Raw genomic sequence first — 14,532 nt, 5'->3', positions numbered from 1 at the left:
TTTTGTCATTTGTTATACTCAACTCTGCACTACATTGAGATATAATTACAAATAGTATACAAAATATTGTTTTCATGTTAATTATTATACTGATTTTGTGCTTTAGGATGGCAATACTTTTAAGGAGATAAATAAAAAATGATAGAAGATAAACAAAGATGGAATAAGCGTCATGTAGAGAAGCCAATGCGTAAAAATATAGAACCAATTGTTGAAAAATATATTTCAAACGCAGTAGTTGGTAAAGCCTTAGATATTGCATGTGGAGTAGGGCGTAATACTCACTTTATAGCTGAAAAAGGCTTTGAAGTTGATGCAGTTGATTTGAGTGACTATGCACTCTCACAAGTAGAAGAAAAAGAAAATATAAATAAAATCGAAGTAGATTTAGATACTTATAATCTTAAAACAAATGAGTATGATCTGATTATAAATATAAATTATTTAAGTCGAAGACTTTTCCCACAGATTAAAGATGCTCTAAAAGCAGGTGGTATAGTAATATTTGAAACTTTTATAGTTGCTCATGGAGATTTTGATCAACCTGCAAATCCAGAGTACCTTTTACGAACAAATGAGTTACTTCACGCTTTTATTGGTCTTGATATTATCTACTATGAAGAAAGGGAAGATGTAAATTTAAGAGGTGAGAACACCCGTGTTGCATCACTAGTAGCAAAAAAAAGAGCTTAGACTATAAGCCTTCGAGTAGAACATTCCAAAGCCTATCAACCTCTTTATCACTTAAGAAAAGGGTTGATTTATTGTTGAAAAGTTCTTCTATGGCAGTTCTATTTATAGGTAGCGTATGGGCACACTCATAATGAGTGGGCAGATATGCTCTTAAAAGAGAAACATCTGACCCAATTTTTCGTGAACATAAAAAACAGTGCATATCTTTGTGCAATCGACCTTCATGCTCAAGTAGTTTAACATAAGATTCAATAGCAACACGTTTTGGGTTTTGTTTGTTCCAGTTTTGCTGTGCATTTTCTAATAAATCAAAATAAAAAGAACCAATATTTTCTGCATCTTTAAGATGCTTAAAAAATAGTCTGACAAAATCTTGCCATAAACGCAGTAAGTTGTTATCATTGATCCATTTATAGCCTATATGGATGACATCTTTTAATCTTGCGATAGTACCCTTGGAAGAAGCTTCTTTTTCATAATCTATTTTGAAGGCGAGATTGATAACGCCATGACGTGCTCCATAAAACCTGTAAAGCGTATCTAAGTTCTCTTTTGATAAAATAGTAACTATTAAATCTTCATCTTTGACTTTGTTGAGATTTATAATATAACCTTGCATTTAATTGCTTCCTATATACACACTTCTGAAAATTTTCTAAAAAACTTTTTTAATATTATACTTATTTAAACCAAAAGAAAGTATAATTTATGCACTTTGTCTAAATAGACTAAGTTTCTTTAAAAAGAGATTAAATTCATATGTATTTTATGTAAAATTCATAAATTTGGGAGTTAAAATGGTTGAACATCATGATTTATTAAGATCCTTCAAGGATAACTGTGGTTTTGGTCTTGTTGCCAATATCAAAAACAATCCGTCACATAAAGTCTTAAATGACGCAGTGACTGCATTGGAGCGAATGATGCACCGTGGTGCTGTTGCAGCAGATGGTAAAACAGGGGATGGAAGCGGATTGCTTCTTTCTATGCCAAGAGATTTTTTAAAAGCTAAAGCTGAAGCTGAGGGCGTAGTATTACCTGAACAGTTTGCAGTTGCAACTGTTTTTACAAAAGATTTAGCTCATTTAGAGCTTCTTGAAAATATATGTCAAAACAATGACTTAAAAGTTGTTTTACATCGTAATGTACCTATAGATATAAATGCTCTTGGAGAACAAGCCTTAGCATCACTTCCAAAAATTGTTCAACTTTTTATTATTCCTAACTCTATAATGGCTACAAGCAGATTTGATGCACTTCTTTATCTTTCTCGTAAAGAGACAGAACATGAACTTGTTGATGAAAGAGATTTTTACATTGCATCTATGAGTTCAAAAGTTCTTTCATATAAAGGACTTGTTATGCCAACGCATATCAAAGAATTTTATAAAGATTTACAGGATGAAAATTTTAAGATTTCATTTTCACTTTTTCACCAAAGATTTTCTACAAATACTTTACCTGAATGGCGTTTAGCACAACCTTTCCGTGCTGTTGCTCATAATGGTGAAATCAACTCTGTTGAAGCGAACCGTATTAATGTTTCTATCAAATCAGAATCTATCAAAAGTGACGTCTTCACGGATGAAGAGATTCAAAGATTACTCCCAATATTACAACCTGGTTCATCAGATAGTGCATCTGCAGATAACTTCTTCGAATTTTTAATTGTCAATGGCATGGACTTCTTTAAGGCTGTAAGAGCAGTTATCCCTCCTGCATGGCAAAATGCTCCACATATGGATCCGCAACTTCGTGCTTTTTATGAATATCACTCTACTGTTTTTGAAGCATGGGATGGTCCAGCTGCGTTTAGTGTGACAGATGGTCGTTATATTGGTTGTGTACTTGATAGAAATGGTCTCCGTCCTTCAAAATATATCGTCACAAAAGATGATAACCTTCTGATCGCAAGTGAATATGGTGTTGTTGATATTGCAGAAGAGGATATAAAAGAGCGTGGACGTTTACAATCAGGAGAGATGTTAGGACTCGACCTTAAATATGGTCAACTTTTGAAATCAAATGAAATTGATGATTATTTAAAAAGTACAAATCCTTATATGAAATGGTTAAATGATCATATGATTTATCTTCAAGAGCATGTTGAAGAACAATATAGCGCATATAAAGACCTAAATAAAGATGTTCTTATAGCGCGTCAAAGATACTTTAATGTAACGCAAGAGGTTGTAGAACAAGTTATTGAACCAATGATAAAAGAGGGTAAAGAAGCAGTAGGCTCTATGGGCGATGATACTCCATTAGCCGCTTTTTCTGAGAAACAAAGAAATTTTACAGACTTTTTCAAACAAAAATTTGCACAGGTAACAAATCCACCGATTGATTCAATCAGAGAAAAAGTGGTTATGAGTTTAAATACAGGTTTTGGTGAAATTCACAATATCTTAAATGAAATTCCTACGCATGCACATAGATTAAAATCTATTTCTCCAATTATTACACATGAAAAGCTTGCAGTTTTAAAATCTTTTGGTGATATTTCATCTCCAAGATACCAAGAATTTTACAAAAATACAACATTTAGTACAGGCTACACGAAAGACTTAAAAGCTTCTCTTGAAGCATTGGTAGAAAAGGTCATTGATTCTGTAAAAAATGATGGTACAAGAATTGTTATACTAGATGATACTGCGTTTGATAATGAAAAGAAAATTATTCCAATGGCTATGGCGATAGGACGTTTACATATTGCTCTTTTAGAAGCTAAAATTCGTCATCTTGTTTCCATGATTGCTGTGACTGGTGAAGTTGTTGATTCACATAGTGCATCTGTGTTGATTGGTTATGGTGCAAGTGCCATATATCCTCATGTTTTATTTGCAACAGTAGCAAATCAACTAACAAATTCAAAATTTATTACCTTGAGTTGTCCTGAAGCATTTAAAGCTGTACATACTTCACTTAACAGCGGATTATTAAAAATAATGTCTAAAATGGGTATTGCTACTATCGCTTCATATAGAAACTCAGGTCTGTTTGATGTAATGGGTTTGCACAAAGAGATTGTTAAGGATTGTTTTGAAGCGTCAAATTGTACACTTTCGGGCTTAACTTATGAAGATATAGATGAGCGACTTGAAAAAGCACATAAAGCTGCGTTTCAAACTAATGGGTTTAACAAAATCTTTCCATTAAACATTGGTGGCTACTACAAATTTTATACAGGTCAAGAACATCATGATTTTGGACCTGCTGTTATTCATGCGATTCATGATATTTCTAAACATCCTTCACAAGAAAATTTTGATAAACTTAAAAATCTTGTAAATAGACGTGGAATGAAATTTATTCGTGACTTTTTTGATCTTAAATCTGATAGAAAACCTATTGATATTTCTGAAGTTGAACCAAAAGAAGCTATCTTTAAACGTTTCGCTTCTGCTGCTATGAGTCTTGGATCTATATCTCCTGAAGCACATGAAACAATTGCTACTGCAATGAATAGAATCGGTGCACAGTCTAACTCAGGAGAGGGTGGAGAAGATAAAGCAAGATATGCAACTGAGAGAGTATCTAAAATAAAACAAGTAGCATCTGGTCGTTTTGGTGTTACTCCAGCGTATTTGCGTTCTGCCGAAGAGATTCAGATCAAAGTTGCTCAAGGTGCAAAACCGGGTGAGGGTGGACAACTTCCGGGTCACAAAGTAACTCCTTTAATTGGGAAACTTCGTCATACTGTTCCTGGTGTTACACTGATTTCACCTCCTCCACATCACGATATTTATTCTATTGAAGACTTAGCTCAGCTTATCTTTGATATGAAGCAAGTGAATCCTAAAGCTCGTGTAGCTGTGAAACTTGTTTCAACTGTGGGCGTTGGTACTATTGCAGCTGGTGTTGCAAAAGCCTATGCTGATAAAATCATCATCTCAGGTGGTGATGGTGGAACAGGTGCAGCGCCACTTACATCTATCAAATTTGCAGGTAATCCATGGGAAATTGGGCTATCTGAAGCGCATAATGCACTCAAAGCAAATAATCTTCGTGCATTGGTAGAAGTACAAACTGATGGTGGATTAAAAACTGGTCTTGATGTAGTAAAAGCTGCTCTACTAGGTGCTGAATCATATGCATTTGGTACAGGTGTTCTTACGATTGTTGGTTGTAAAATGCTTCGTATTTGTCATGTAAATAAATGTACTGTTGGTATTGCTACACAAAATGAAAAACTACGTAGTGAATTTTTTAAAGGTCAAGTTGATCAAATTATTAACTATTTTACATACTTAGCTGAAGATGTACGAGCAATAATGGCAGAACTAGGGTATGCAACTATGGAAGAAATGATAGGACGTGTTGACCTAATGAAAGTCAAAGAGAATGATTTTGCTCAAAAATTCGATTTCTCAGCAATCCTACATCAAGAAGAGGGCGTCAATACGCATCAACAACAATTCAATCCTCCTTTTGATGATAATGCTTTTGAAAAAGATGTTTTAAAAGAAGCTATGACTGCTATTAAACATCCTGATCATCCTATCAGAATAAAAAGAGAAATTAAAAATATTCATAGAAGTTTTGGTGCATTAATTTCTGGCGAAATTGCACAGTATTATGGTGATGATGGTCTTTCTCAAGATACTATCAAAATAAATCTTACAGGTGTAGCAGGACAAGCACTTGGTGCATTTATCACTCCAGGTGTATCAATTTACCTTGATGGTGTAGCAAATGACTACATTGGTAAAGGAATGCATGGTGGTAAAATTATTATCACTTCTGAAAATGAAGGTGAAGAGTTTTCAGCTGGTGGTAACACTTGTCTTTATGGTGCAACAGGTGGAAAACTATACATTTCAGGAAGTGTAGGAGAGCGTTTTGCTGTTCGTAATTCTGGCGCTTTGGCAATCGTTGAAGGTACAGGTGATAATGCTTGTGAGTACATGACTGGTGGTGTTGTAGTGATACTCGGTAAAACAGGTATCAACTTTGGTGCAGGTATGACTGGTGGTATTAGTTTTGTATATGATAGTGATCACGAGTTTGTAGAAAATGTTAATCATGAGCTTATTGAAGCTGTAAGAATAGATACTGATGAGGGTGATGAAGCTCGTCATTATCTCAAACGTTTATTAAAAGATTATCTAGTAGAGACTGGTAGTGAAAAAGCAAAAGATTTACTTGAAAACTTCAGAGTTGAAGTAAGAAATTTCTGGTTAGTAAAACCAAAAAATTTAACTAAATTACCTCTTAACCTAGAGAATGGAGACTAAAATGCGTGAATACTTAAAAACTGAAAGAATTGATCCTAGTAAAAGATTAGTAGTTGAGAGAACAAAAGATTTTGGTGAAATTTATGATATCTTTGATAAGAATGAAGCATCAAGTCAGAGTGACAGATGTATCCAATGTGGTGATCCATTTTGTTTAAATAAATGTCCACTACATAACTACATTCCACAATGGTTGAAGTCTATTGCAGAAAAAGATTTGGAATTTGCATTTAAACTTTCAAATGAGCCATCCCCATTTCCAGAAGTTATGGGTAGAGTTTGCCCTCATGATAGGCTTTGTGAAGGAGATTGTACTTTAAATGATGGACACGGTGCTATTACTATTGGTTCAATTGAAACACATATTACTGAAACAGGATTTAAAGCTGGATTGACGCCAGATTTTCCAGGAATAACGACAGATAAAAAAGTAGCAGTAATTGGAAGTGGACCAGCTGGTCTTTCTGTTGCAACTTATCTTCTTCGCTCTGGGATCGCTGTGACTATGTATGAAAGAAGCGACCGTGCTGGTGGGCTTTTAACGTATGGAATTCCAAACTTCAAGCTTGATAAAAAAGTAGTAGATAGACGTGTACAATTATTAGAAGAGGCAGGTCTTACACTTGTTCTCAATACTAACGTAGGAACAGATATTGATTTTGGAGAGATTGCTGATAAGCATGATGCTATGTTTATCGGTGTTGGTGCTACAAAAGCAAAATTAGCTGGAATTTCTGGTGAGAATGCACCAAATGTATATAAAGCTATGGATTATTTAACAAATATTCAAAGAAAGAATTTTAAAAAGTCATATGACAAACAATTTGATTTTAAAGATTTAAATGTTGTTGTCGTTGGTGGTGGAGATACTGCTATGGACTGTCTAAGAACTGCAAAGCGTGAGGGTGCAAAATCTGTCACTTGTTTGTATCGTAGAGATGAACACAATATGCCAGGAAGTAAAAAAGAGTATAAAAATGCTATGGAAGAAGGTGTTGATTTTACTTTTCTTGTTTCTCCTAAAGAGATTGTTTTAAATGATGAAGGCAAAGCAGTTGCAGTAGAAGTGGTTAAAACTACACTCGGCGCAAAAGATGAATCTGGTCGTCAACGAATGGAAGAAGTGAAAGGTTCTGAGTATAGAGTTAATGCTGATGTTGTTATAATGTCACTTGGATTTGATCCTGTTGTTCCATCTTTTTTAGCTGAAAATGGAGTGGAGACTAATTCATGGGGTGGGGTGATTATAAATGAAGAGACCTATGAAACAACCACTGCTGGTATTTATGCAGGTGGTGATTGTTATCGTGGTGCAGACTTAGTTGTTACAGCGGCATTTGATGGTCGTGAAGCAGCAAGAAGTATCGCTGACTCTCTTTTAAAATAATCCTTATATACTTATCTATCTTGGATAGATGGGTGTATTTTTCTTCTACAAAAAACAAAATATCCTTTTCCTAAGTAATAATTTGCTATAATAGACTCACTTATTATAACTGAAGGATTTTTTTTGAATTTATTAAGCTTTTTTACCAACGCATTTGAAACAAAACAACCTGAAAAAGCAGAAGCTGGTTCACATTGGATAAAATGTAAATCATGTCATTCGCTTATGTATTACAAAGAAGTTGAAAACCAAAATTATGTATGTCCAAAATGTGGATTTCATATTAGAATCGGTGTAGATGAGAGATTAAAACTCTTAACTGACGAGGGAACTTTTGTAGAATATGATGCTTCTTTAGAACCTGTTGACCCCTTGAAATTTGTTGACAAAAAACCTTATAAAAAGAGACTCGAAGAAGCATATGCTAAGACTGGAAGAAAGTCATCTGTTGTTAGTGGTGAATGTGAGATGAATGGTGTACCTGTTCAGCTTATTATTTTTGATTTTGCATTTATGGGTGGATCTTTAGGTTCTGTTGAAGGTGAAAAAATTGTACGTGCAGCTGAGCGTGCAATACAAAAGAAGCAAGGGATTATCATTTTAAGTGCTTCTGGTGGCGCAAGAATGCAAGAATCTACATTTTCACTCCTGCAAATGAGTAAAACTTCTGCTGCTTTAGCAAAAGTAGCAAAACATAACCTTCCATTTATCTCTGTACTTACTGATCCAACTATGGGTGGAGTAAGTGCTTCTTTTGCTAATTTGGGTGATATTATTATTGCTGAACCTGGCGCATTGATTGGTTTTGCTGGACAAAGGGTAATTGAGCAGACTATTGGTTCTGAGCTGCCAGAAGGTTTTCAAAGAGCAGAATTTTTACTTGAACATGGTTCGATTGATATGATTGTCAATAGAAATAAGCTTAAAAAAACACTTTCAGATATGCTTACTCTTCTTAAAAAAGATTAATATGCGCCTTTATGCCCTTTGTGATCAAGATATGTTAGATGCGAAAGGAGTTTCTGTAGAGGCTTTTGTGGAACTCGCAAAAAAGCATGGCGCAGAAATAATTCAATATCGTAATAAAAATGCAGATATTGCATATATAAAGCAAAAGTTAATTTTAATCAGAAAGATTTATGAAGGTTTTTTAATTGTTAATGATGCTTATGAACTTATAGAATTTTGTGATGGTGTGCATGTCGGTCAAGAAGATCTTAAAGCAATAAACAGTGACACTAAAAAGGCAGTAGAAATTCTGCGTAGTGTTGTGAATGAAGATAAAATTATAGGTATTTCTACTCATAATGAGAGAGAAGTAGAAACCGCTAATAGTATGGATATAAATTATATTGGCTTAGGTGCATATCGAAATACAACGACAAAAAAAGATATCTCAGGTATCTTAGGCTCAGAACTTGATGCAATAGCATCCAAATCAAAACATTATGTAGCAGCTATTGGTGGAGTAAGACTTGATGATGAGTTTAAATATGTAAGATATAATGTTATTGGCAGTGGGTTATTGAAGTGAATATAGAAATTATTTCAATTGCAAAAAAAGAAAAATCTCTTTATGAACCTTTATATAAAGAACTGACGAAGATGATTTCTCGTTTTTCTACAGTTAAGGACGTTGAAATATTTAATAAAGATGTAACAAAAGCACACACAATTTCCCCAGAAGCTTCTCAAAAGGCATATACTAAGGCTTTAGAAGCTTATATTGGGAAAGGTTTTTGTATAACATTGCATCCAGACGGAAAACTTATAGATAGTTTTGAATTTAGTAAGCTATTAAATGATAAAATGTCTATTAAGTTTTTTATTGGTGGGGCTTATGGCTTTGAAGAAGAGTTTCTAAAAAAGAGTAATGTTGTGATTAGTTTGGGAAAAATTACAATGAGTCATAAAATCGCCAAAGTGGTTTTACTAGAGCAAATCTATAGAGGGTTTTCTTTATTAAGTAACCATCCATATCATAAATAAAAGGGAAAGATAAGTGCAAGCAAGTGAGTTAAACTATTTTAAAGAAATTTTAGAAAGTCGTAAAGAGCAAATAGAAAAAAACATTAAAAGCGGAAACAATGAGCTGAATGAATTAAACTCATTAGATTTAAATGATGAGGGTGACTATGCATCCGCAAATAATAATTCTATGATTGAAAGTGCAATAGTAGAGCAGCAAAATAGGGAACTTGTTGAAATTGACAGAGCCCTTGCTAAAATTGCTAGTGGAGAATATGGTATTTGTGAAATGTGTGAGGATCCAATAGGATTTCAACGATTAAAAGTTAAACCTCATGCAATTTACTGTATTGATTGTAGAGAGATTATAGAAAAATCTAAATAAGGAATTGAATTATGTATATTAAAAGGTACACGATAGCTGCATTTGTATGGATCGCATTAGTTGGTTGGTATGTTTATGCGTATGTTTCACAAGACTCTATAAGTATTGATTTTTTTGGTATTCCTATGCCATCATTAAAAATTGCACTTTGGGTTGTTATCCCGTTGTTTGTTCTTTATTTTGCAAGTGTTGCTCATATGACTTTTTATTCAATATTGAGAAATTTTAGACTTCGTAAATATGAAAAAGATTATGAAAAAATGATTAATGCGATCATAGATACTTATTTAGGAAAAAAAGAGACGAACTATACTTTTAAAACTGAGAGATATAAACTACTAGGAACTTTACTAGAAAATAGTGTAGTATTTCCAAAAGGTGATGTCTCAGGAAAAATTGAAGATGAACGTATTGATAAGGTTCTCAAAACAATAGAGTCTATAAAAAATGGTGAAGTTGTTGATTTGAAGCCGTTTCATTTATCTTCTGATAATGAACTTGTAATACAAAATATTAGAAATAAATATAAAAAAGGTGAGCTTAAAGCTGAGGACTTACTTGCAAATGCAAATAAGTATTCTAAAACTTTATGTCAAGAAGTATATACAGATTATGTAAAAACTGCAACCCTTAATAATATTGAAAAATATAAAGAATTTTTAACAAAAGATTCTTTAAATGTTATTTTGTCACGTATTAATGCTGATGAATATACTTTAGATATATCAAATGAGAAGCTTTTATCATTGTTTAAAAAACTGGATCTAAAAAAAGAAGATTACTTGGACATTGCTGTTGCATTATCTAGTACAGATATGATTCCAGAACAAAGAATAAAACTTTTTGAAACACTTTCAGATGAAAATGAAGATGCAATTGAAGCATATCTTTATGCATTGCTAGATTTAGAAATGGTTGCACCAGTAAAAGAGATTTTAGAAAATTCACAAGCTAATGAATATCAAAATTTTAAAGCTTATGTTGCATTAAAAGAATGTAATAAGCATTTTAATATTCGTCTTTTTATATAATTTTATGATTAAAAATCTTTCGTTTGATAAGCCGGTATATGTTCTTGCTCCTTTAGCAGGATTTACCGATCTTCCTTTTAGAAGTGTAGTTAAACAATTTGGAGCAGATCTGACAGTAAGTGAGATGTTAAGTTCCAATGCTTTAGCGCATGGTTCTGAAAAAACTCTCCATATGCTTGAAAAGTCTGCGCTTGAAAATCCCTATTCGGTTCAAATTGCTGGTGCTAATGTTGATGTCGTGCGTAGTGCTATTGAAGTCTTGAATGAACAAGAAGGCATTGATATCATCGATCTTAACTGTGGTTGTCCTGTACCAAAAGTTGTCGGTCATGGTAGTGGAAGTTCTTTACTTCTTAATCTTCCTTTGATGGGTGAGATTATTAAGACTATAAAAGAGACATCAAACAAAGAGCTTACTAGCGTCAAAATAAGACTTGGGTTTGAAGATAAAAACCATGTAGATATTGCAAAAACTGTTGAAGATAGTGGTGCTGATTTTTTAGCTGTGCATGGAAGAACTCGTGCTGGTAAGTTTAAAGCAGCAGTTGATTATGATGCAATTAAAGAGATTAAAGAAGCAGTATCAATTCCTGTAATTGCTAATGGAGATATTGACTCTTATGAAAAAGCAAAATGGGTTTTAGAACATACTGGTGCTGATGGTGTAATGATTGGACGTGGTGCTGTTGGAGCTCCGTGGATTTTTCACCAGCTAAAAACAGGAAATGAATATATTGATATGGATTTAAAGCATAAAATAATTATGGAGCATTACGATAAAATGATTGAATTTTATGGTCAGCATGGTGTTGCAATGTTTCGTAAGCATACGCATACCTATACAAAAGGCTTACGAGGTGCTTCTTTGTTGAGAGATAAGGTTAATCGAATTGATGATATTGGTGAATATCGTGATGTAATCAATGAATTTTTTAAAAATGCTGAGATGGCTTTATAGTGCTAGATATATCTAATTCAATTAAAAATTTGGAAAAAGAGAATATCTCTGATAATCTTTTTCATTATGATTACAACACAAAACATCTTCTTTCTTTAATAGGGAAAGGAATTAATTTGGATGACCCTTCTTATCTAAGTTCATATCGCTCTTTTGAAGGTGAAGTTTTTGAAAATTTCATCTATGAAAAACTTTTGCGTTATGCTGAGCAAAATGATTATATAGATAAGTTTGTACTCAAAGGCTTCCATCAGAACAAGCATAAAGCTTATGCTAATACGCTCTCTATAAGCGAAAAAGAACAGATTGTTTATAGGACCAAAAGTAGAGAAATTAGTGAGTTTGATGCAATGTTTACAACAAAAAACAATGAACTCTATTTTGTTGAAATGACACTTGTAAAATCTGTTATAAAGTTACGTAAAAGATTAAGAAAGAAAAAAGCTCTTTTAGAAATTATATTTCCAAATTATGAAATTAAAGCATTGATAATTTTAAATGATGGTGCAACAGGTGCTAAACAGTTTCCTTCATATTGCAAAGTGTGGTTCACAAAAGCATTCTCAGCAGCTGAAGTTTTAGAATATATTACAAAAAATAATAAACAAAAGTTATTGCCAAAAGAAAAAATAAAATCTCCAAAAATGATAGAAGCACATATGTTGAAACTGCATCCTTTTAGATATTACAACACGATGAGTTGGATTACTAAAACATTACGTGCACATAAACGCCATATCATTGATATGAGCTTTTTATACAATGCTAAAACTCAAAGGTATCATAATTTATATAATAAACTCTATATAGGATATATAGAGTTTAAAGATGTAAAAACTCTTTTAAAGATTAAAGATAATGAATATAGCGAGCAACAGCGTGTTGTAGTAGCTCTTGAAAAGAAATTTACTGATGAAATTGTATTGACTTACTACATACAAATAAATCGTAAAAAGTTGTTTTTATATAGTTTTGATGATGCAGGGAAAATTACAAAAGAGAAAAAAGATCCTTATGGTATCACTGTAACAGAAGTGTTTCATACAAATAAGATGATGGATGAGCATTATAAACTTTCTATGGCAAACCTCAATACCATAAAAAAACTACTTAAAGAGAAATTTAATAGTGATAAAAACCTTATAAGTTAATTGTCACTATAAAGTAAGGAAGCGGCTTTTTCTTTGTATGCCTGTAGAGGTTCTTGTTTTTCTTGCTGTTTTATGTTTCTATCTTCATTGGAGTTTGATAAAAAAGCTTCTAATTCTTCATGCCTATTTTGTAATATAGAATCAAATTCTTGCTGAGAGGTTGGCTTGTTATCTGTAAATTTATCTAGTAAAATATTACTTTTTCCCAACAATACTAAATAACTCTGATTGGCAAAATCAAGCATTACAACACTGTTTTCTGTATCGATTGTTTTTTGAAATCTTATGGAAATATTTTCATCATTCTTTTGATTTTTTTCTTTTACTGTGTTTGTTTGATTTGCCTTAAATAACCAAGTGTCTTTTTTTGATGTTTGTGTTTGTCCTTTTGATTGCACTTTTCTTTTAAGATAAAAGAGTAAAAATACTCCAATAATCATAATACTTATAACTATATAATAACTTTGTGATACAGGATTGTCTTTTTTAGTGGGAAGATTCATGAGCGAATCAGCAGTATTTATTGATGCTTCATTGCTTTGGGGTGATTTTTTTGTATTTATAGCTTTTTGCATAAATCTAAGTCTTAGACCATAACCATCAACAGTTTTTGAAGCTAAGAGCATAATGTTGCTTGTCGGTATAGTTGCTATCAACTGCGTTTGAGATTTCAAAGGAATGATAGAAAGTGTTTGTAAAAACTTTGAACCAACTTTTTTTGTTTTTGGAGACTCTATAGATGTATCTTCGAGTTTTATGATAATTTTTGATTTTGTTTTACTTTGTCTTATAGTACCATTATATGGTGTATCAAAGGTTATCATCACATCAACTCTGTCTGTTCTATCATAAATATTATAGCTAAGAATTTTAGCAGCATAAAGTGAAAATGGTAAGATAAAGAGCAGTAGTAATCTAATCATAATCTCTCTTTGGATAAATAATATAAAACAGCACTCGAATCTAGTACTTCATTTATACGAATTGCAAGATTTTTTTCATAAACCATAACTTCACCTTTGCCCAGTATACGACCATTTACATAGGATTCAACACTCTCTCCTGCAGGTTTTTTTAGGTCAATAATCGATCCCTTTTCTAGCTTTAAAATTTCACTTACCATTAGGTCTGTTTCACCCAAGTCAGCAACAAATTCTACTTCCATATCTAAAATCCCAGAATAATCCATCCATGAGAGTCCCTCATCCGTTAAATTGTCATTTTTAGGCATCTAATTCCTTAATTGCAATAATAAGACTATTGTCATCAATGCAAAATGTTTTCATTTCATTATAATCATAATCAAACTTACCAATTTTTTGAAAAAAAGGTGTGCCGATATTATAAGGTTTATCTAGGTTTTCAGCAATTACTTTGGCACTTCCTACTATTAAATTTACAGTTTCAAGGAGCATATCTTGCAGCGTTTCATCATCACTTTCATCTTCTTCAAGAAAAAGTTTTGAAATCTTTTGTAGAAAACCTTTCTCTAGAGCTAAATAAATTCTATATTTTTTACCATCACCTGAAGAGATATCTATATAAGCGATATATGTTGTTTCTTTTATCGGACGGTCTGTAGTTTCGCACCTCTCACCAATCTGATGAGTACAAAAATTTTTCGTGGCTTCTTCTATCGTGTTTAGCATTATCAAACCTTGTTATAATTCATAGATTATACTTCAACGAAACACAAACTAAAATTAAACTATAATCTATATT

The 14,532-nt window shown here is 32.6% G+C and carries 14 protein-coding genes; 10 read left to right on the top strand and 4 right to left on the bottom strand.

Annotated elements, in window-relative coordinates; all coding sequences use genetic code 11:
* Positions 1 to 138 precede the first annotated feature (138 nt).
* Complete coding sequence (locus MV052_RS08495; RefSeq protein ID WP_297443187.1) at positions 139 to 693, top strand: methyltransferase domain-containing protein; 555 nt, start codon at positions 139 to 141, stop codon at positions 691 to 693.
* Position 694: 1 nt separating this feature from the next.
* On the opposite strand, the gene recO is transcribed toward MV052_RS08495, so the two are convergent.
* Positions 695 to 1,312, bottom strand: coding sequence for a recombination protein RecO (gene recO, locus MV052_RS08490; RefSeq protein WP_297443185.1), 618 nt, complete (start codon positions 1,310 to 1,312; stop codon positions 695 to 697).
* A 178-nt stretch (positions 1,313 to 1,490) separates the two neighbouring features.
* Here recO and gltB point away from each other — a divergent pair, with 178 nt between their 5' ends.
* The 9 genes from gltB (at position 1,491) to MV052_RS08445 (ending at position 12,810) form a co-directional block, all read left to right on the top strand.
* Positions 1,491 to 5,930: a glutamate synthase large subunit gene (gene gltB / locus MV052_RS08485; protein WP_297443182.1), complete on the top strand. Its 4,440-nt coding sequence runs from the start codon at positions 1,491 to 1,493 to the stop codon at positions 5,928 to 5,930.
* A 1-nt stretch (position 5,931) separates the two neighbouring features.
* The gene (locus MV052_RS08480; RefSeq protein WP_297443178.1) at positions 5,932 to 7,317 is read left to right on the top strand and encodes a glutamate synthase subunit beta; all 1,386 of its coding nucleotides are present in this window, start codon (positions 5,932 to 5,934) and stop codon (positions 7,315 to 7,317) included.
* A gap of 123 nt (positions 7,318 to 7,440) precedes the next feature.
* Complete coding sequence (accD, locus tag MV052_RS08475; RefSeq protein ID WP_297443175.1) at positions 7,441 to 8,286, top strand: acetyl-CoA carboxylase, carboxyltransferase subunit beta; 846 nt, start codon at positions 7,441 to 7,443, stop codon at positions 8,284 to 8,286.
* 1 nt (position 8,287) lies between these two features.
* Positions 8,288 to 8,851: a thiamine phosphate synthase gene (locus MV052_RS08470; RefSeq protein WP_297443172.1), complete on the top strand. Its 564-nt coding sequence runs from the start codon at positions 8,288 to 8,290 to the stop codon at positions 8,849 to 8,851.
* The gene (locus MV052_RS08465; RefSeq protein ID WP_297443169.1) at positions 8,848 to 9,306 is read left to right on the top strand and encodes a 23S rRNA (pseudouridine(1915)-N(3))-methyltransferase RlmH; all 459 of its coding nucleotides are present in this window, start codon (positions 8,848 to 8,850) and stop codon (positions 9,304 to 9,306) included. Before MV052_RS08470 ends, MV052_RS08465 begins: the two co-directional genes overlap by 4 nt.
* 13 nt (positions 9,307 to 9,319) lie before the next feature.
* On the top strand, positions 9,320 to 9,670 hold the full coding sequence (gene dksA / locus MV052_RS08460) for an RNA polymerase-binding protein DksA (RefSeq protein ID WP_297443166.1): 351 nt from the start codon (positions 9,320 to 9,322) through the stop codon (positions 9,668 to 9,670).
* A gap of 11 nt (positions 9,671 to 9,681) precedes the next feature.
* Positions 9,682 to 10,701, top strand: a complete 1,020-nt coding sequence (locus MV052_RS08455) for a hypothetical protein (protein ID WP_297443162.1) — start codon at positions 9,682 to 9,684, stop codon at positions 10,699 to 10,701.
* 4 nt (positions 10,702 to 10,705) lie between these two features.
* A complete protein-coding gene (gene dusB / locus MV052_RS08450) occupies positions 10,706 to 11,659 on the top strand; it encodes a tRNA dihydrouridine synthase DusB (protein ID WP_297443159.1) in 954 nt (317 codons plus the stop codon).
* Positions 11,659 to 12,810 (top strand): hypothetical protein, encoded by a 1,152-nt coding sequence (locus MV052_RS08445; RefSeq protein ID WP_297443156.1) that lies wholly within the window; start codon positions 11,659 to 11,661, stop codon positions 12,808 to 12,810. The genes dusB and MV052_RS08445 overlap by 1 nt, the downstream gene beginning before the upstream one ends.
* Here the strand turns inward: MV052_RS08445 and MV052_RS08440 are convergent.
* From MV052_RS08440 to MV052_RS08430, 3 genes are read right to left on the bottom strand one after another with little or no spacing between them, the layout of a single operon-like run.
* Complete coding sequence (locus MV052_RS08440; protein ID WP_297443153.1) at positions 12,807 to 13,733, bottom strand: hypothetical protein; 927 nt, start codon at positions 13,731 to 13,733, stop codon at positions 12,807 to 12,809. The genes MV052_RS08445 and MV052_RS08440 overlap by 4 nt on opposite strands.
* The gene (fliN, locus tag MV052_RS08435; RefSeq protein WP_297443150.1) at positions 13,730 to 14,041 is read right to left on the bottom strand and encodes a flagellar motor switch protein FliN; all 312 of its coding nucleotides are present in this window, start codon (positions 14,039 to 14,041) and stop codon (positions 13,730 to 13,732) included. The genes MV052_RS08440 and fliN overlap by 4 nt, the downstream gene beginning before the upstream one ends.
* Entirely contained in the window at positions 14,034 to 14,459 is a 426-nt protein-coding gene (locus MV052_RS08430; RefSeq protein ID WP_297443148.1) for a chemotaxis protein CheX, read from the bottom strand. The genes fliN and MV052_RS08430 overlap by 8 nt, the downstream gene beginning before the upstream one ends.
* Between the last annotated feature and the right edge of the window lie 73 nt (positions 14,460 to 14,532).

The sequence above is a fragment of the Sulfurimonas sp. genome, from assembly GCF_026988655.1.
Lineage (GTDB): Bacteria > Campylobacterota > Campylobacteria > Campylobacterales > Sulfurimonadaceae > Sulfurimonas.
The sequence above is the reverse complement of the archived record's forward strand: the minus strand, read 5'-3'. Positions and strand labels throughout refer to the sequence as shown.